Source organism: Paucilactobacillus nenjiangensis (assembly GCF_008632615.1).
Lineage (GTDB): Bacteria > Bacillota > Bacilli > Lactobacillales > Lactobacillaceae > Paucilactobacillus > Paucilactobacillus nenjiangensis.
Genome location: NZ_CP043939.1, coordinates 579661 through 598644 on the forward strand (window position 1 = coordinate 579661; position 18984 = coordinate 598644).

Genomic DNA, 18984 nt, shown 5'->3' on the forward strand with positions numbered 1-18984 from the left:
CCTATCTAACGAAAGGAACTATCTCCCATGGATAATAATACCAGATTAGCTCTCAATATCACAGATACTCGTTTAGAATTTGATCCCGACCCTAAATATAACTCTCAACCTATGTCTAGAGAAATGACTGACAAAGGTGAGGCTAACGTGTGGCACTGCGTGCTCACATACGAAATGACTTGTCCTAAATGTTCAACCGTCATGAGTCGAAACGGGTACAAAAGTGTCATGTATCAATCTGCTCAAAATGGTACAAGTCTGATTTTCTTTAAAATTAAAAAGCAAAAATACATTTGTAAATGCTGTAAAAATACTGAGCTTGCTGAATTGAGTGATGTAAGAAAAGGAGACCATCTTTTTCGTGACGTAAAACAAATTATCGCTATGCAAATTGAAGAAAACATGAGTATGACTACAATTGCGAAAATCAATAACGTCTCCTCAAATACTGTTATCCGGTCAATTCTAGGATTAGCTTGTTATATCAAACCATCTTTTCATTATTTATCGCGAAACATTGCTTTCGATGATTTCAAATCGGGAAAGTTTGCTAAAAGCGGATACTCCCTTTTACTTATGAATATTGAAACACGTCAACCAATAGATGTAATTTCTGACAGAGGTGATCACTCCCTTGAAAAGTACTTTTTAAGATATTCTCCGGCGGCTCGTGCTGCTGTTCGAACGGTTACGGTCGACTTATTTTTCCCTTATCGAAGTACTATTCAAAAAGTTTTCCCGAATGCAATTATCATTGCTGACCATTTTCATGTGGTAGTCCAGGCCTTTAAAGGCCTCAATCAGCTTAGAATAAAAGTAATGAAATCATTTAAGTACGGGTCACCCGAATATCGCCAACTTAACAGATTTTGGAAACTAATTATGAAATCAGAAAGCGACTTAAATCGCTCTGATCGATATAAACGTCGTAATTTCAAAAATTTACAATTGACTGACGACGAAGTCGTTAATCGTTTACTATCGCTTTCCGAAGAATTGCGTGCTGCTTATAACTTCTACCAAGATCTCATTTTCATAATTCATAATCAAAGTTCAGAACGGCTGAAAACCTTATTGTGGCCAGAAGATGATAAAAATTCGGCAATTCTCCCACAGGAAATGGATGCTGCCATCAAGACTCTACGAAAACATTTCGAAGAGATTATAAACAGTTTTAAAACAAAATACTGTCATTTCTCAACAGGTCCTGTAGAAGGATGTAACAACAAAATTAAAGTAATAAAGCGTACTGCGTACGGGTTTAGAAACTTCTATCACTTCAAGATTCGAATTCTAATTGCATTTAAAAATAGTTTCTATTCTAAAAATTTCATATCTCTCACAAAACAACAAAAAGCTGCTAATTCCCCGACAACGGAGAAACTAGCAGCTTGATGTTAATGATTGTGAAATTCTAGGTCATCAGTACTTCTTGACAAAGAACCTTTTGTATATGGAGACAAATCAGTCGATTAACTGATTCTCTCTTAAATTATTTCCTAGAATTCAGGCACAATTTTGATTTGATAATTTTTAGTTTCATTAGCACGTAAGGTTACATCACCAAAGTTAGCGTGGTGAGGTGTATCTGATAATGTTTGCATTTCCAAAGCAACGGCTTGGTATGGATGACCAACACCATTTTCATAAGTTGCGTCAGAGTTAAATGAGTTAGCCGTGAAGATTACTAGTCCATTACGATCTGAATAGAGCTTGATTGAACGGCCACTATCTTTGTCAGTCAAAGTAGCAATTTCTTCATCACTGTCAGGGTTAACAACTAAGATATCATCAAAGCCTTTTTCATCGGTATTTGACATACCTTCGATTGCATCCTTAAACAAAGTTGGTTTGCTGAAGTCAAATGGAGTTCCAGCATTTACTAGCAAGTTACCAGTGGGAATTTTTTCATTGTCAAATTCCAAATGTGAACCTGAGTTAGCTTGGAAAGTATGGTTAAGGATGTCAGCACCACCGTCTGACAAGTTCCAGTATGCATGACTCGTTGGGTTGAACAAGGTGTTACCATCAGTTGTTCCGTTGAAGTCAATGGTGACTGAGTTGTCATTGTGGAGCGTATAAGTTACTTTGGCATCTAAGTTACCTGGGAATTTATCGATAGCAGGTGTGAAAGTAAAGCTCAAAGTAATTGAAACTGTGTCAGCTGTTTGATTAGTTTCAGCGTTCCAGATTTGGTTGGCAAATCCGTTAGCACCACCATGAAGACTGTTTTTACCTTCATTTTGCTCAACTTGGTAAGTAGTACCGTCAATTTCAAATTGACCATCCTTCAAACGTCCACCAATCCGGCCGACAATCCGGCCTGCAAAGAATGGATTATTGGTGTAATTTTCAATGTTATCAGAACTGAGAAGCAGGTTAACATCACCTTTGGCAGTTGGAACTTTGAATGCTTGCCAGAGTGCAGCGAATGTTAGCACCGAAATGCTAACACCGTTATCGTTAGTTAAAGTATATTTATCAACTGGTTTTGAGTTTGCTTCTCCAAATGAGACTTTTTCAATATTCATGTATGTTTCCTCCATAATTAAGTTGTTGTGGGAATGTAAGCGATTAAATACATTCTACCACTACTTAACAATAATCTAAATAGTGAAGATTAAATAAACAGTATGAAACATTTGAAAGTGCTTGCATTGCATCAAGAACGTTTATATAATTACAATGGTAGTTAGTTTGGTATGTAAACGAACTATTCCGGGTTTGTACATTTTGTTGTATTCAAACTAACTGGGGGATATGGTAGAATTAGAAAGAATATGTAACTAGGCGAGGAGCAATTATGACACTTAGAAAAGAAGAGATACGGAGTAACAACGAAAAGTCAGTATTGCAACAAATTTTCATAGATGAACCAATTTCGCGGATCCAAATTTCGCGAAATTTAGGATTGAACAAATCAACGGTTTCAGCCATTTATAATGATTTAAAAGAAAAAGATTTAGTCGTAGAAACTGGTCAAGGTGATAGTTCTGAGGTCGGTGGCCGTAAGCCAGTGATGATTAAAGTCAACAAGAACTACGGTTACACCATTAATTTTGACCTTGGATTTAACCACTTAGATGTGATGGCCAATTATATAGAAGGAACTCCATTTTCCTACGACCGAATTTATACGGTCGGCAAAGACATTCACCAAATGGTCGAGATGTTAATAGAAGAAGCAAAAAAATTAAGTGCCACTCGTGAAGGTTTAATGGGTATTTCTGTAGCGATTCATGGAATTGTCATGGGAACGCAAATCAAATCATCGCCATTTATTGATATGCAAGATGTGGATCTATATCAAGTCTTAACGGACGAATTTGAAGTACCGGTGGTCTTAGAAAATGAAGCCAACTTGGTGGCGATGGCGCAACGCGATTTTTCTAAGTTGTCTGATAAACGATTACACAATATTGTTGTCTTCAGTATCCATAAAGGGATTGGGGCCGGGATTGTTATTGATCATGAAATTTATCGTGGTGAATATGGTGAAGCTGGTGAAGTTGGACGTTCAATTTACTTAGCTGATCCTAACAATCCGGATAAAGGCACTAAGATTGAAGATTTTGCTTCTCAAGATGCAATTATTGAAACGATTCGGACTAATCTCAGCCAACCTAGTTTGGATTTTGCTGGAGTTGCCAAGTTGTATTATCAACAAAACGAAGAAGTAGTTAAATCAGTGGAAGACTTTTGTAGCTATCTTTCAATAATCATTTACAATACAGCGATGGGGTTAAATCCAGAATCAATCTATATTAGTTCTGATCTTGTTGAAAATATCCCAGAAATGGTCCCCGTTTTGAACGCTAAATATAAGATGCGTTCTGGCAATAATTTGATTGAAATCTTTGATATGCCAGGAGCACGTTACTCCTCGATGTTAGGTGGCTGTTCGGCAATTACTCATAAAGCCTTAGCAATGGAAGGTATGGATTTGAAATTTAATTCAGAGTTAAACAAAATACTTTAAATAATGGAAGCTAGCGATAGCTTCTATTTTTTTACCGTCGAAATCAATGTGCAAATAATCACACACGAGGCAAATTTTTGAACTTTTTTGTTGAAAGGGGTTGCAATATAAAATGTAAGCGTTATACTTAATCTTGTAAGTTGGTTGAAACAACAAACTAAATTCAGGAGGCACTTTTAATCATGGCATATTGGAACGTAGACAAAGTCCCTTACGTGGGCACAGACAAATTGGAATCAGGCTTAGGCTTTCATTATTACAACGCTGACGAAGTTATCGGCGGAAAGAAAATGCGTGACTGGTTACGCTTCTCAGTTGCATACTGGCACACATTTGACCAACGCTTAGTCGATAACTTTGGTGACGGAACTGCTATTCGTCCTTACGATAAGTATTCTGATCCAATGGATTTGGCACTTGCAAAAGTTGACTATGCATTCGAATTTTATGACAAATTAGGCGTTGACTTCTTTGCATTCCACGACCGTGATTTAGCCCCAGAAGGCGACACACTTCGTGAAACTAACGCAAACTTAGACAAAGTTGTTGACCGTATCGTTGAATATCAAAAGACAACTGGCAAAAAGGTATTATGGAACACTTCAAACATGTTCGGTAACCCTCGTTTCGTTGCCGGTGCTGCTACTTCACCATTCGCTGACGTATTTGCTTACTCAGCTGCTCAAATCAAGCACAGCTTGGAAGTTGGTAAGCGCGTTGGATCAGAAAACTATGTATTCTGGGGTGGACGTGAAGGTTACGAATCACTTTGGAACACTGATATGAAGTTAGAACAATCACATGCTGCTAAGTTATTCCACTTGGCTAAAGATTATGCTAACGAAATTGGATTCGACGCACAATTCATGCTCGAACCAAAACCAAAAGAACCAATGACACATCAATATGACTTTGATGCTGCTACAACCCTTAACTTCTTGAAGGAATACGGACTTGAAAATGACTTCAAGTTGAACCTTGAAGGTAACCATGCTAACTTGGCTGGTCACACTTATCAACATGAAATCCGTGTTGCTCGTGAAGCCGGTATGTTAGGATCATTGGATGCTAACGAAGGTGACAAGTTAATCGGATGGGATATTGATGAATTCCCATCAAACCTTTACGAATCAGTTGCAGCCATGACTGAAGTTGTTGAAGAAGGACAAATCGGACCTCATGGTGGATTGAACTTTGATTCTAAACCACGTCGTTCATCATTCGAAGCAAATGACTTATTCTACTCACATATCGTTGGTATGGATACATTTGCTGCCGGATTACGTGTTGCATTGAAGATGAAGGAAGACAAGGTTCTTGATAACGTTGTTGCTGACCGTTATTCTTCATACAAATCAGGTATCGGTGCTGATATCGAAAGTGGTAAAGCAGGATTAGCAGAACTTGAAGCCTACACTATTGACAAGACTTCAAAAGAAATTCGTGATGCTACTCACTCAGATCACCTAGAACAAGTTAAAGATACAATTAACCACTACATCATTGACGCTTTGAAATAATCAAAGTATTCTGATGACAAGTTAATATAGGTCAATCATAAGTGGAGGATGGGATGAATATTCCACCCTCCATTTTATTTTATAAATTGAAAGTGAGGAACGGACGATGAGTTATGTACTTGGAGTCGATTTAGGAACTAGTGCCGTTAAAGTTTCTGCAGTTGATCGCAATGGGAACATTGTCGCTCAAGAAAGTTTTGACTATGAATTAAGTAATCCCAAACCTGGATACAGTGAACAAAATCCAGAAGATTGGGTTTCAGCCACAACCGTTTCAATCGTGCGCTTAATTTTAAATGATGGAATTAAACCTGAAGAAATTGAAGGAATTAGTTATTCCGGCCAAATGCACGGATTAGTACTCTTAGATGAAAACAAACAAGTTTTGCGTCCCGCAATCTTGTGGAATGATACCCGGACAACCAAACAACGGGAAGAAATTCTGGACGTGATGGGTGATGAATTTATTGATATCACTCGTAATCAACCATTGGAAGGCTTTACTTTACCTAAAATTTTATGGGTGAAGGAAAATGAACCTAATATTTTTGCGAAAGCCAAGACTTTCTTACTACCTAAAGATTACCTCCGTTACCGGATGACTGGCGAAATTGCTATGGAATATTCTGATGCTGCCGGAACGGTGTTATTAGATGTCGCTAAGAAAGAATGGAGCAAGACGGTTGCCGATAAGTTTGGTATTCCGTTGGACATGTGTCCTCCATTGATTGAATCAATCGGTTTTGCTGGTAACATCTCTGAAAGTTATTCATTATTTGCTGGTCTAACTCAAGACACGAAAGTCTTTGGTGGCGCAGCGGATAATGCAGCTGGAGCAGTTGGCTCTGGAATCTTAGCACCAAATATGGTGATGGCAAGTATCGGGACTTCAGGTGTAGTCCTGAAGTATGATGACAATGCCGATGTTGATTACAAAGGTAAGTTGCATTTCTTTAATCATGCCATTCCAGATAAGTTCTATACAATGGGTGTTACGTTAGCTGCTGGTTACAGTTTAAGCTGGCTAAAGAAGACCTTTGGACCAACCGATGATTTCACGGACTTCGTTTCGAGTGCAGCAGAATCAAAAGTCGGCGCGAATGGACTAGTCTTTACACCTTATATTGTTGGCGAACGGACACCATATGCGGATGCTGATATTCGTGGAAGTTTCATTGGCATTGATGGGACTGATACGCGTTCAGACTTTGTTCGCGCAGTCCTTGAAGGCATTATTTACTCATTTGCTGACATCATGGATATTTTTGATGAAAATGGTCAAGACTTTGACACGGTCGTTTCTATCGGTGGTGGATCAAAGAGTCCACTGTGGTTACAAATCCAAGCTGATATTTTCGACAAGAAGGTCGTAAGTCTTGAAAATGAACAAGGTCCTGGGATGGGAGCTGCCATGTTAGCTGCCGTCGGGTTGGGCTGGTTTGATACCGTTCAAGATTGTGCCGCTGAGTTTGTTCATTTCGGCAAAGTTTATACGCCAAATGCAGAAAATGTTGAGAAATACAAAGCGATGCACAAAATTTACAAACAAGTTTATCCTGCCACTGCCGACATTACTCATCAATTATTAGACTACCGTCGTAAGTATTAAGATAAATGGTTACGCATTAAGACTGAATGCATCATGATTCAGTCTTTTTTGCGTTGAATTTAAATACTTTGTACTTTTAATATGACAGATGGACGGAATGATGGGGTGATGGAATTGAGTAGTCAAGATGCACTGTTGATAATTGATTATACGAATGATTTTGTGGATGATAAAGGTGCCTTAACCTGCGGTAAATCGGGCCAGTTAATTGCCGACCGAATTATTGAGTTAGCGGATCAAACGTTAGCCGATGGTGGCTGGGTAATTTTGCCAACGGATGTGCATGTACCTAATGATCCCTACCATCCTGAAACTAAATTATTTCCGAGCCATAACGTCAGAGATACTTGGGGCTGGGAATATTATGGTCCTTTAGCAACTTGGTATGAAACCCACAAAGATGATGCTCAGGTTTGGATGATGGACAAAACGCGTTATAGTTCATTTGCGGGCACCAGTTTAGATCTTGATTTACGTGCTCGTCATATTAACCATCTGATTTTAACTGGCGTGTGCACCGATATTTGTGTGCTACACACAGCAGTTGACGCCTACAACCTGAATTATCCAATGACAATTCCAGCATCGGCAGTGGCCGCATTAACCGATGAAGGCCAACAATGGGCATTGGGACATTTTAAAGGTGTTTTAGGTGCGGAAGTAATTCAATAAAAATATAATTTCCATTGTAACTGAGCTATTGAACAATTTTTTGTTCAATAGCTTTTTGCATATATTCACAAAAAATAGGGCTATTTATGAATATTAACTGATTTTAATTGAAATAATGAATATATTGGGTGTATAGTTGAATTATTATTAATGCTATGAATGTGAGTAGGAGGTAAACATGGACAGTTCTAATTTAAATCAACGTTACCAACATCCAGCACCAAATATTATGGCGGAAATCACGACCTTAGCCGCTAATGCGACTGACGCCATCGACTTATCAATCGGGGATCCCGATTTTACAACGCCACAGCCAATTATCGATTATGCGTATCAGCAAGCCACAGCGGGGCAAACCCATTATACGGAAGCGAGTGGATTACCTGAACTACGCCAAACAATTAAAGACTATTATCATGATCGATATCAATTAGATTTTGCTATTGATCAAATTCGTGCCACTGTGGGAGCTTCACATGCTTTGTATATCACTTTGGGGGCCATTTTAACCCCTGGAGCTGGGGATGAAGTCATCATTGCCCAACCATGTTTCTCGCCCTATGCAGACGAAGTCATCGCCACTGGTGGGGTACCAGTCATTTTAGGTACTAAACCAGAAAATGGGTTTGCGGTCCAAGCGGCAGAAGTCGCTGCACTGATTACCCCAAAGACTAAGGCCATACTACTTAACTCACCCAATAATCCAACCGGAAACGTGATGAGTGATGAGATTGCTCAACAAATCGCTGATTTAGCCATTGAACATGACATGTTTGTACTCACCGATGAAGTTTATGGCGATTTCTTGATGCCAGGCCAACATTTCACGCCATTTGCCACGTTTGCACCGGAAAACACCATCACCTTTGGTAGTATGTCAAAGAGTTTTGCGATGACTGGTTGGCGCATTGGCTACTTAATTGCCCCAGAATATGTCTCGAGCGCCACTCGTTTGGTTAATGAAGGAATTACCTATTCAGCACCAATCTTGTCTCAAGAAGCGGCTATTTACGCAATGAAGCATGCCGATGAATTTGCACCAAAATTTGCTGCTGAATTCCGGGAACGTTTGGAATTTATCGATGCTGCCGTGAAAGAAATTGATTGGTTGGATGTTGCGCCAGTTGAAGGTGGGATTTATGCCTTCGTTGATATCCGTCAGACTGGTTTAAATTCAGTTGATTTCTCTGCAGCTTTATTGAAAAAAACTGGTATCATTGTGATTCCAGGGTTAGCATTTGGCCAGTCAGGTGAAGGCTTCATACGAATTGCCGCCACTCAACCACTGGATGTCATTAAAGAAGCATTTGTCCGCATTAAACAGTTGAACGTCAATGATTTTAAGGAGTAGATCATGAAAATTATTATGTATAGCGTTTTGCCAGAAGAAAAGCCCTATGTAGAAGCTTGGTCAAAAAAGACCGGCAATGAAGTGACCATGTTAGATGTGAGTTTGTCGACGGAAACGGTTGATTTAGCAAAAGGTTACGACGGTATCGATATTCAACAAACGACCAATGTCCATGAACCTGTCGTGTACGAGAAGCTAGCTAGTTTTGGCTTAAAACAATTAACGGCGCGGATGGTTGGGTTTGAGATTATTAATCTTCAAGCAGCCACGGATAATGGCCTAACCGTCACCAATATTGCAGCCTATTCACCACGAGCAATTGCTGAATTAGGGGTTACCCAAGCGATGCGTCTGATTCGTCAATTGGGCTACTTTGATCAACGGATGGCCGAAGGAAACTTCTTATGGCACGGGATGATTAGCCAAGAAATTCATAATTTAACCGTTGGAATTATTGGTGCCGGTCATATTGGTGGCGCCAGTGCGCAAATTTATACCGCCTTGGGTGCGAAAGTTTTGGCTGTTGATCCAGCATATAACGTGGAACTGGAACCATATTTGGAATATACGGATTTGGACACGGTGCTGACGCAATCAGATATTGTGTCAATTCACACGCCATTGCAAGACGATACGGTCAATATCATTAATGCAGACACATTAGCTAAAATGAAATCGACAGCGTACTTCATTAACATGGCTCGTGGAGGCCTAGTTGATACACCAGCTTTGATTAAGGCCTTGCAAAATCATGAAATCGCGGGGGCAGCCTTGGATACGTTGGCGGATGAAACAGAATTCTTTGAACAAAAAGTTGATCCAGCAACCGTACCAGATGATTATAAAACTTTAAAAGCAATGCCAAATGTAATGATTACACCACATTCCGCCTTCTTTACCAACACGGCCATCAGAAATATCGTTGAAATTGGACTTAACGATGTTGTGACTTTGGTCAATGGTGGGAAGAGTCGCAACGCATTAAATTAACAAACTTTGTACAATCTATAACTGATGGTTATTCCGCATGCTTGGGATAACCATCAGTTTTTTTCGGCCAACAATTATGGTAATTCTCCTTAAAATTTAATATACTTATATTTGGACTCAAATCGGGGAGAGAAAATATGATAGCAGCAATTGTAATTGTGCTACTAGCTAGTGCAGTGGGATTAGGAAGCTTGATTGTTGCGCAAGTAATCAAGCAAAAATTAGCATTTAATACTGGAGACAATGTTCTGGGTTTTGGGATTGGTTTCATCACGGACTTCTTAGATACTTTAGGAGTCGGGAGCTTCGTTACCACCACTACTTTATTTCAGTGGACCAAGTATCTGGATGATGAACGCAAGTTACCAGGAACGATGAATATGGCTCATGCCATTCCAACGATTGTTGAAGCGCTTTTCTTCGTGACGGCAGTCGATGTGGATATTACGACGTTAGTGTCAATGGTGTTAGCGTCTGTGATTGGTTCGGTGATTGGTAGTGAAGTTGTCGTCCGGCTTGATAAAGTCATGATTCAAAAGACAATGTCGGTGGCATTGATTGCAACGTCAATTTTGATGGCCATCAATAAAATGGGCTGGATTTCAATTATTGCTGTACACAATAATGCACTAGGGTTAACTGGAGCAGCCTTAGTAGTTGGAGTAATCGGAAACTTTATTTTGGGGATGCTGATGGCAGCTGGCGTAGGTTTGTATGCTCCTTGTATGGTTTTAGTCTATTTCTTGGGACTCAAACCCATTGCGGCTTTTCCAATCATGATGCTCTCTTGTGCACTCTTAATGCCGGCTTCAAGTGTTAATTTCATGCGCACCAATCGTTATTCATTGCGAGGTGTTTTTGGTTTTATTTTAGGCGGGATTATTGGGGTTGTGATTGCGGCGACAGTAGTTAAAAGCTTATCGCTCGAAGTGCTCGGATGGTTAATCGTCGTGGTCAGTTTCTGGACTTCATATCAACTATGGAGATCGGCGAAAGCAACTGAAAAAATTATGAAATAAATTAAATAATAAGTGTGACTTAAGTCGGGTAAATCATCGATGATTTGACTTATAGAGTTCATTCAAAAAAAGGGGCCGTTGAACACAACGTTAGTTATGTTCGACGGTCCCTTTATTAGTTCTTATTTCGCAGTTTTTATTAAATGCAATTTTATTGCAGTCAGAATTACGCGCAATAAGTCAGCAATTTCCGTTTAGTTACGAACAACGTAAATAAGAAGTGCACTTATATCCATTGTTCTAAACTAATACTCGATTGCACCCGGCTTATTTTGCAGCTTTTCTTATAATTCATATTCCGCAAATCGTTGATAATCAGCGGCAGATAATTCAACTTCAATTTGAGTGCCTTCAGCCACGTAATCAGTATTGATTACACTGGCATTGTCATTGAGATAAGTGACAACGCTACCCTCAGTAAAAGGTATTAAAAGCGTGGTCGTGACGAAATCTTTGAATAACGATTTTTTAATCAGGTCGGTTAACATGTCGAGTGATTCTGGTTGAATCGCAGACATGACGATTTGGGTATCACCTTCCAAAGTGGGATAGGTGATTTCCATTTTATCGGCCTTGTTAAAAATGTTAATCATTGGAATGTCTTTGATGCCAATGTCTGCCAGGGTGTCGGCAGTAGTTTCCATCATATCTTTATAATGTGCATCCGAATAATCAATAACTTGTAGCAATAAGTCCGCTTGGGACGCTTCGGCTAAGGTTGACTTGAACGATTCAACCAAGTTATGAGGTAGTTTGCTGACAAATCCAACTGTATCACTGAGTAAAAATTGTTTTTGATCAGGTAAAGTTAAACGACGGACACTAGTATCCAAAGTAGCAAATAACATATCTTTTTCAAAGACTTGCTTATCTTCATCGACCCCAAATTTACGGACTAAGCCGTTCATGACGGTTGATTTACCAGCATTCGTATAACCAACTAAAGCGACCATTGGCATTTGGTTCTTAATCCGTTGTTGGCGGCGAGTAACGGCCGATTTATTGATTTCATCTAATTCACCACGTAAATGTGTGATTGAATTTTCGATGGTTCGCCGATTCATTTCCAGTTTAGTTTCACCAGAACCACGGTTGGTAAAGCTCCCGCCACCGGCACCAGTTTGTTGATCCAAACTTTGATTGGCACTAGTGCGTAGACGAGGTAAACGGTACTTAAGTTGTGCAATTTCAACTTGTAGTTTAGCTTCTTTTGATTGGGCCCGTTTGGCGAAAATTTCGAGAATTAACGCAGTTCGGTCTAATAAACGTGCTCCGGTTGCGGCTTCCAAATTTCTAATCTGGCTGGGGCTTAGTTCGTCATTGGTCACAATTGTATGCACGTCTAATGCCCGTACAGTTTCTGTCAATTCGTCGACTTTACCCTTACCAAAGTAAGTAGCTGAATTAGGTCGATCCAAATTTTGAACTAAACGATCTTTCACTTCCATATTGTTGGCTTTGACTAATTCGGCCAATTCATTCATGGAGTATTCGAAATTTGATTGACTGTTATTCAAGCCAGCGATGATGACTGATTCAATTGGTGGCATTGTATCCATATATGAGTGTCCTCGGATTCCATTTTTATTTTGGTAATGAAACTTGATTAAAAAATTCAACCTTGGTTTCACTAGGAGTGAGCAAGAATTTAGTGATGCTCCCGTTTACCGGTGAACTGGTTGGATTGTATTCTGGTGCAAAGCGACTGACTAACGAGCGAATCGTCGTCCCATGTGAGACCACCAAAACGTTGGTGTTATCTGGTTGTTGACGAAGTAACGCAAGCCCTTCATCCATCCGTGCTTGGAAAGTAGCATCGTCTTCAGCGTCACCAAAGGTATCAGCGTCAGCGATAATGTCACGTGTTTTTTCGATAGTTAAACCCGCAATCATTTCTTCAAAGGTACTGTAACCATGAGGTCGCCCAAGATAGTTCCAGGTAGAAGGGCCATCTGCTCCTTCAAAGTAACCAAAGAATTCTTCTCGGAAGAACTTGCTAGGGATTGGTTGGGTCAGCGCTGAATGATTTTCAACTAAAATTGATTTGGCCGTGGCGATTGTTCGAGCTAAATCACTACTAAATGCAGCGTCGAATTGAACAGGTGCCAGTGCCTTACCTGCGCGGGTCGCGTCAGCAATGCCTTTTTCGGTTAGTGGGGCGTCCGACCAGCCTTGGAGACGATTATATTTGTTGAGATAGGTTTGTCCATGTCGAACAAAATAAACATTGATTGCCATAAGAAAATACCCCTTTATTTATCTTTTTTACTACACGTCAAGTGTACCACAATGATAAGTTAGGGGTATGGTTACAGCATGTTTCGGTCAATCACTTTGCGACGGATAAATTTAACAATCCATAAGCAAATTGCGGGTAGCATGGTGGCAAATGCAATTCCAATGATGACAAACGATAAGTGATTTTTCACCAGTGGAATCGTACCAAAGTAATAACCTAAGATACTGGCAATGGCGACCCATAGACTGACACCGGCCAAGTTAGCCAGCATAAATTTTTTGAAACTAAATTTAGATGTTCCGGCCACTAGTGGCACGAAAGTCCGAATCACTGGCACAAAACGACCAAAGATAATCGCTTTCCCGCCATGTCGTTTAAAGAACGCCTCCGCCTTGACGACATTTGGACCCATCACGCGGCGGCGGAAGAATTTCCACTTCATCAAAGTCTTACCGATATGGTAATTAACAATATCGCCACACACCGCGGCTACAAAAAAAGTGAGCACCAGTGGCACAATTTTTAATGAAGAGCCAGGGATGGCTGATAAGGTACTCGTGACAAAAATTAGTGATTCGCCAGGGAGCCAGGGGAAAATGACTAAGCCAGTTTCCATAAAGGTGGATAAAAATAGTACCATGTAGCTCCACGGTCCCAGCCAGGTGATGACTGACATGATAATATCTTCAATGTGCGTAAATACATAAATTACTTGATCCATGTCAATCCTCCCTCAGGTGCAGATTTATTACCCTTAGTTTAAATTTCTCAGTTCGAAAAAACTACTAATTTATACTATTTTTAGCAATCTGGACATAACTTTGGATATTCTTTAATAATAATTTGAAAGCGGTGTAGTTAAAATGCTATAATTGTACAATTAAAAAGCCACGGGGAGGTAGAGATAGATGACTGATTCAATTGAACAATACGAACAAAATCATCTCGACGAGGTAATTGGGAAAATTCAGGCCGCGGCCAAAAAGACTGAGCAAAATATCAACACCGCCGATAAGGATGTTGAAGATATTGGCAAACAGTTTAATGACATCAAAATTAACGGTACGACCTATAGTGGAATGGTTGAAACGGCGATGTCCGTGCGACAACAACAACAGATGTTGGAACAACGGGAAACTAGTCGTTCACACGCGGAACGCAATCTGCAAACCTTAACCAAACTTGAAAAAACACCTTATTTCGCCCGGATTGATTTTCATGAAGAAGGCGAAGATAGCGACGAAACTATCTATATTGGGCTCGCATCATTTACTGATCGTCCAGATCATTTTTTGGTCTATGATTGGCGTGCACCAATTTCCAGTATTTATTACGATGGCGGGTTAGGTAATATTAGTTACCAAACGCCAGATGGGGTCCAAGAAGTTGACGTCAAATTGAAACGTCAATTTCAAATTGCAGATGGCGTGATTGTGACGATTTATGATACCGACGAAACCGTTGGTGATCAAATGTTGTTGGAAGCGTTGGGTACGCATTCTGATACCAAAATGAAGAGCATTGTCACCACCATCCAACAATCACAAAATAAGATTATTCGAAATACCAGCGCCGAATTATTATTTGTCCAAGGGGCAGCCGGTTCTGGGAAGACAGCGGCCGTTCTGCAACGAATTGCTTGGCTACTATACCGTTATCGCGGCAATTTGAACGCCGGACAAGTTATTTTATTTTCACCTAACCAGTTATTTAATGATTATATTAATCAAGTGTTACCTGAACTTGGTGAACATAACATGGTGCAAATGACGTACTTCCAATTTGCGAACCGGCGTTTACCAAACATTCAAGTCCAAACGCTGCAACAACGATTTGAAAATGATCAAACCAAAACTGATTCCAATATTACGCGGATGGAAACAAGTCTCGGTTTCTTCAACGCCACCAACCGGTATGCTCATCATCTTGAAAAAGAAGATATGAAATTCCGGAACATTATGTTCAATGGCAAAGTGTTCTTTAGTCGAGAAAAAATTGAGGAACTCTATTATTCCTTCAATCAAAATTATCACTTGTCGAATCGCTTGGATGCGACGAAAGAAGAATTGGTCTGGTTATTAAATCATCGGGTTAGTTCAGAAATCCGGACTAAGTGGGTGGAAGAAGAAGTTCAAAACCTAACTAAGCAAGAAATTGATGGCTTGTTTGGAGATCAACCACGAGAATTTGATTCAGCAGATAAGGAATTTAAATTCTTAGCCCGTCAATTAGTTTTAAAAGCCTTTAAACCAATTAAAAAGGCAATCGATCACAATCGTTGGTTGAACATCAATGCCCAGTTTATTCATTTCAAACGGGTGGCCCCACATTTGGTGAACCTTGAAAAGTATGGTTTAACCAAAGAAGATTGGGACAACCATGTGGCCGTGAATTATGATCAGTTGAAGGAACGCCGTTTAACCGCTAATGATGTGACAATTTATTTATACTTGTATGACTTAATCACCGGTAAAAAGGGTGAACGAGATATTCGTTATGTCTTTATTGATGAAGTTCAAGACTATGATGCATTCCAATTAGCCTATTTGAAATTTAGTTTCCCACGGGCCAAATTCACCTTGTTAGGTGATTTGAACCAAGCCATTTTCACCAAGGAAAATAGTCGGTCATTATTAGCGCAGTTGAACACGATGTTTGACCCCGATAAGACGGAAGTTGTGCAGTTAACGAAGTCGTATCGTTCGACGAAAGAAATTACCGAATTTACGAGAGCTATTTTAACCAATGGTGAGGCGATTGAACCGTTTGAACGGACTGGAGCTAAACCTCGTGTCTTGATTGAAGATACTGAAGGACAAGCTGTCACGAGCTTGATTGGGGCCTTAAAGGATGCTAGTTCTGAAGACGATACCAGCGCGATTATTGGTAAAACGTTAGAAGACAGCGAGCGGATTTACGAAGAATTATTGGCGCGTGGTGTTAAAACGACCTTGATTCGGACTGAAAATCAACGACTCGCTAAAGGCACGTTGGTGATTCCATCATTCTTAGCAAAGGGACTCGAATTTGATTCCGTGATTATCTGGGATGCTAATGCCCAGAAATATGCTGAAGAAGATGAACGCCAATTACTCTATACGGTTTGTTCACGTGCCATGCATGCGTTGTGCTTGGTCGGTGTTCAGACGATGACACCATTACTTGATCAAGTGCCAACTGATTTATACGACACAATCTAATTTGAAAACTTAAACATCACTTCGGTGGTGTTTTTTGTATGAACTGAGAAAGTTACGTGCGTAAATTGAGAATTAATCGTGAATGACCAATTTGAATGATGGTTCCGCCTAATTCTTTGGTGTTCTAAATGGTTTAAGGTATAATTTCAGTAATTAATAAAATCATCCGTTCGGTTTATGAACAAAAGGTAAACATTTTGGAAATATTTCGAGAATAAATTGTCTTCTATTGGGAATAGAGTAATATGAAATATGGTGATTTTAAGATTAATGGAGGGGAAATTATGAGCAGTGTGTTGCAGAAATTAAGATCTGGTCTGAACACAAGATTAGGATTTTTCACGCTCACAGTAATTTTATTTGCAATTAAGAGTTACTGGGCGTATAGCACCAAGTTTGCGCTTGGTGTTACGGGGGGGATGCAACAGTTTTTGTTGGCGTTCAATACTATTCCCGGAGCACTAATTTTTCTGGGTATTGCACTGTATTTTCGTGGTCGCTTAGCCTATTGGTTAATGTCGATTTTAAATGGATTACTCTCTATGTGGCTCTTTGCCAATATCCTTTATTATCGAGAGTTTTCGGACTTTATCACGTTTAGTATTATTAAAAGCTCTGGATCAGCATCGAACAACTTAGGGAAAAGTATTGCAGGAATTTTCCACTTTACTGATTTGTTTGTGTTCGCCGATGTAATCTTGATTATTATTGTCTTAGCCTTCCACGTCATTCGGATTGATACGCGCTATTTCAAACGCCGTTATGCCGCAATTATTACCTTGCTTGGGGCCTTGTTGTTTGGGGTTAACTTAGGTATGGCTGAATCTGATCGTTCAGGTTTATTGACGAGAACCTTTGATAACAACTATCTGGTTAAATACCTGGGCATACAAGCCTATACGGTTGTTGATGGTGTCAAAACGACCCGGAACAGCGCGATTAAGGCGAACGCTAATACGAAAGACTTAACGCCGGTTTTGAATTTCTTAAAATCCAATCGAGTCAATGGCAACATTGAGTATTCCGGCGTAGCCAAAGGTAAAAATGTCTTTATTATTCACTTGGAAAGTCTCCAGCAATGGGTGATTGACTATAAAGTGAATGGTGAAGAAGTGACTCCATTCTTGAATAGTATTTATCACTCAAGTGATACCTTGTCCTTTGATAATTTCTTCCATCAAGTGGGACAAGGAAAAACGTCTGATGCTGAATTAATGTTGGAAACGTCACTGTTTGGTTTACCTGAAGGTTCAGCGATGAGTGTCGATGGGACCAGCAATACCTTCCAAGCTGCGCCAGCAATTTTGGCTCAAGACCAAGGATATACTAGTGCTTCATTCCATGGGGATGTGCCTAGTTTCTGGAACCGGGATAATACTTATAAGTCTTGGGGCTATGATTACTACTTTAGTAAATCTTACTTCCCAGAAATTAAGGATTATGACGCCGGTTATGGGATTAAAGATAAAATTTTTATGGCCAGTTCAATGCAGTATATTCAGCAATTACCACAACCATTCTATGCAAAATTGATTACGGTAACCAACCATTATCCATATATTCTTGATTCCAAGAATAAGTCAATTGATGCCTTGAAGACTGGTGATTCAACCGTTGATCCATACGTCCAAACGGCTCATTATCTGGATGAATCAATTAAGGAATTCTATAGTTACCTGGATAAAACTGGGTTACGGGACAATAGTATGGTGGTACTGTATGGTGATCATTACGGTATTTCCGACAATCATAAGTCGGCCATTGCTCAAATTTTGGGTAAGAACAGCGTCGATAATTATGATCTAGCGATGTTCCAAAAAGTGCCGTTAATGATTCAAATGCCTGGTTTAAAGGGTGGTATCAATCACACTTATGGTGGTGAAATTGATGTGCTCCCAACGATTGAAAACTTGCTAGGTATTGATTCCAGTCGCTTTGTTCAATTTGGTCAAGACCTGTTGTCAACGAGTCGTAATCAAATTGTTTCCTTCCGTGATGGTGATTTTGTCAGTCCAACTTACACGAAGTATGGTGGGACAGTCTACAACACCAAGACTGGTAAGGAGATTAGCAGTCCAACCAGCGAACAAACTACGGCCATTAATAAGATTCAGAAGTATGTAACCACAGAATTAAACATGTCTGATAAAGTCGTCAATGGTGATCTATTAAGGTTCTACCATCCAAAGGGCTTCACCAAAGTTAATAAGAAGAATTACACTTATAATTTGGAGAAATCACTTCAAAAACTTGCAAAAGCTAAAAAAGAGAAGGAAACAAGTATTGAAACAGAAAATGGTGGCTCTACCTTGTCAGATTACACCACCGATGCACCGGAATTAGAAGGTAAAAACATTGGTGAATACACATTCCCAACCGCTGCTTCGGCAGATAACTAACCGTTA

The 18984-nt window shown here is 39.8% G+C and carries 14 protein-coding genes; 10 read left to right on the top strand and 4 right to left on the bottom strand.

Going from position 1 to position 18984, the window contains the following annotated elements; all coding sequences use genetic code 11:
* Nucleotides 1–27: 27 nt before the first annotated feature.
* The gene (locus tag F0161_RS02880) at nt 28–1395 is read left to right on the top strand and encodes an ISL3 family transposase (RefSeq protein WP_150203668.1); all 1368 of its coding nucleotides are present in this window, start codon (nt 28–30) and stop codon (nt 1393–1395) included.
* Nucleotides 1396–1499: 104 nt separating this feature from the next.
* On the opposite strand, the gene F0161_RS02885 is transcribed toward F0161_RS02880, so the two are convergent.
* Nucleotides 1500–2531 (bottom strand): aldose epimerase family protein, encoded by a 1032-nt coding sequence (locus F0161_RS02885; protein ID WP_150203669.1) that lies wholly within the window; start codon nt 2529–2531, stop codon nt 1500–1502.
* Nucleotides 2532–2803: 272 nt separating this feature from the next.
* Between F0161_RS02885 and F0161_RS02890 the strand changes: the two genes are divergently transcribed.
* The 7 genes from F0161_RS02890 to F0161_RS02920 all read left to right on the top strand — a co-directional run bounded on the left by F0161_RS02890 (nt 2804) and on the right by F0161_RS02920 (nt 11140).
* Entirely contained in the window at nt 2804–3979 is a 1176-nt protein-coding gene (locus F0161_RS02890) for an ROK family transcriptional regulator (protein WP_150203670.1), read from the top strand.
* A gap of 182 nt (nt 3980–4161) precedes the next feature.
* Nucleotides 4162–5499 (top strand): xylose isomerase, encoded by a 1338-nt coding sequence (xylA, locus tag F0161_RS02895; RefSeq protein WP_137602104.1) that lies wholly within the window; start codon nt 4162–4164, stop codon nt 5497–5499.
* A gap of 106 nt (nt 5500–5605) precedes the next feature.
* Nucleotides 5606–7108, top strand: a complete 1503-nt coding sequence (xylB, locus tag F0161_RS02900) for a xylulokinase (RefSeq protein WP_150203671.1) — start codon at nt 5606–5608, stop codon at nt 7106–7108.
* Nucleotides 7109–7222: 114 nt separating this feature from the next.
* Nucleotides 7223–7780: a cysteine hydrolase family protein gene (locus tag F0161_RS02905; protein WP_190318925.1), complete on the top strand. Its 558-nt coding sequence runs from the start codon at nt 7223–7225 to the stop codon at nt 7778–7780.
* Nucleotides 7781–7958: 178 nt separating this feature from the next.
* Nucleotides 7959–9131: an aminotransferase class I/II-fold pyridoxal phosphate-dependent enzyme gene (locus F0161_RS02910; RefSeq protein WP_150203672.1), complete on the top strand. Its 1173-nt coding sequence runs from the start codon at nt 7959–7961 to the stop codon at nt 9129–9131.
* Nucleotides 9132–9134: 3 nt separating this feature from the next.
* Nucleotides 9135–10121, top strand: a complete 987-nt coding sequence (locus F0161_RS02915; protein WP_150203673.1) for a D-2-hydroxyacid dehydrogenase — start codon at nt 9135–9137, stop codon at nt 10119–10121.
* A 137-nt stretch (nt 10122–10258) separates the two neighbouring features.
* A complete protein-coding gene (locus F0161_RS02920; protein ID WP_137602109.1) occupies nt 10259–11140 on the top strand; it encodes a sulfite exporter TauE/SafE family protein in 882 nt (293 codons plus the stop codon).
* Between the two features lie 284 nt (nt 11141–11424).
* On the opposite strand, the gene hflX is transcribed toward F0161_RS02920, so the two are convergent.
* From hflX to F0161_RS02935, 3 genes are all read right to left on the bottom strand, one after another.
* Nucleotides 11425–12699 carry a GTPase HflX gene (gene hflX / locus F0161_RS02925; protein WP_150203674.1) on the bottom strand — a complete coding sequence of 425 codons (1275 nt, stop codon included), beginning with the start codon at nt 12697–12699 and terminating at the stop codon, nt 11425–11427.
* A gap of 25 nt (nt 12700–12724) precedes the next feature.
* The gene (locus tag F0161_RS02930; protein ID WP_150203675.1) at nt 12725–13378 is read right to left on the bottom strand and encodes a histidine phosphatase family protein; all 654 of its coding nucleotides are present in this window, start codon (nt 13376–13378) and stop codon (nt 12725–12727) included.
* 71 nt (nt 13379–13449) lie between these two features.
* Nucleotides 13450–14100 (bottom strand): VTT domain-containing protein, encoded by a 651-nt coding sequence (locus F0161_RS02935; protein WP_137602112.1) that lies wholly within the window; start codon nt 14098–14100, stop codon nt 13450–13452.
* Nucleotides 14101–14287: 187 nt separating this feature from the next.
* Here F0161_RS02935 and helD point away from each other — a divergent pair, with 187 nt between their 5' ends.
* Together helD and F0161_RS02945 are read left to right on the top strand one after the other, a co-directional pair.
* Entirely contained in the window at nt 14288–16579 is a 2292-nt protein-coding gene (helD, locus tag F0161_RS02940) for an RNA polymerase recycling motor HelD (protein ID WP_150203676.1), read from the top strand.
* Between the two features lie 284 nt (nt 16580–16863).
* On the top strand, nt 16864–18978 hold the full coding sequence (locus tag F0161_RS02945; RefSeq protein WP_150203677.1) for an LTA synthase family protein: 2115 nt from the start codon (nt 16864–16866) through the stop codon (nt 18976–18978).
* Nucleotides 18979–18984: the final 6 nt, after the last annotated feature.

Excerpts from the sequence above, each read along its gene's own strand:
- F0161_RS02880 (WP_150203668.1), top strand. The coding sequence starts at position 28 with ATGGATAATAATACCAGATTAGCTCTCAATATCACAGATACTCGTTTA.
- F0161_RS02885 (WP_150203669.1), bottom strand. The coding sequence starts at position 2,531 with ATGAATATTGAAAAAGTCTCATTTGGAGAAGCAAACTCAAAACCAGTT.
- F0161_RS02890 (WP_150203670.1), top strand. The coding sequence starts at position 2,804 with ATGACACTTAGAAAAGAAGAGATACGGAGTAACAACGAAAAGTCAGTA.
- xylA (WP_137602104.1), top strand. The coding sequence starts at position 4,162 with ATGGCATATTGGAACGTAGACAAAGTCCCTTACGTGGGCACAGACAAA.
- xylB (WP_150203671.1), top strand. The coding sequence starts at position 5,606 with ATGAGTTATGTACTTGGAGTCGATTTAGGAACTAGTGCCGTTAAAGTT.
- F0161_RS02910 (WP_150203672.1), top strand. The coding sequence starts at position 7,959 with ATGGACAGTTCTAATTTAAATCAACGTTACCAACATCCAGCACCAAAT.
- F0161_RS02915 (WP_150203673.1), top strand. The coding sequence starts at position 9,135 with ATGAAAATTATTATGTATAGCGTTTTGCCAGAAGAAAAGCCCTATGTA.
- F0161_RS02920 (WP_137602109.1), top strand. The coding sequence starts at position 10,259 with ATGATAGCAGCAATTGTAATTGTGCTACTAGCTAGTGCAGTGGGATTA.
- hflX (WP_150203674.1), bottom strand. The coding sequence starts at position 12,699 with ATGGATACAATGCCACCAATTGAATCAGTCATCATCGCTGGCTTGAAT.
- F0161_RS02930 (WP_150203675.1), bottom strand. The coding sequence starts at position 13,378 with ATGGCAATCAATGTTTATTTTGTTCGACATGGACAAACCTATCTCAAC.
- F0161_RS02935 (WP_137602112.1), bottom strand. The coding sequence starts at position 14,100 with ATGGATCAAGTAATTTATGTATTTACGCACATTGAAGATATTATCATG.
- helD (WP_150203676.1), top strand. The coding sequence starts at position 14,288 with ATGACTGATTCAATTGAACAATACGAACAAAATCATCTCGACGAGGTA.
- F0161_RS02945 (WP_150203677.1), top strand. The coding sequence starts at position 16,864 with ATGAGCAGTGTGTTGCAGAAATTAAGATCTGGTCTGAACACAAGATTA.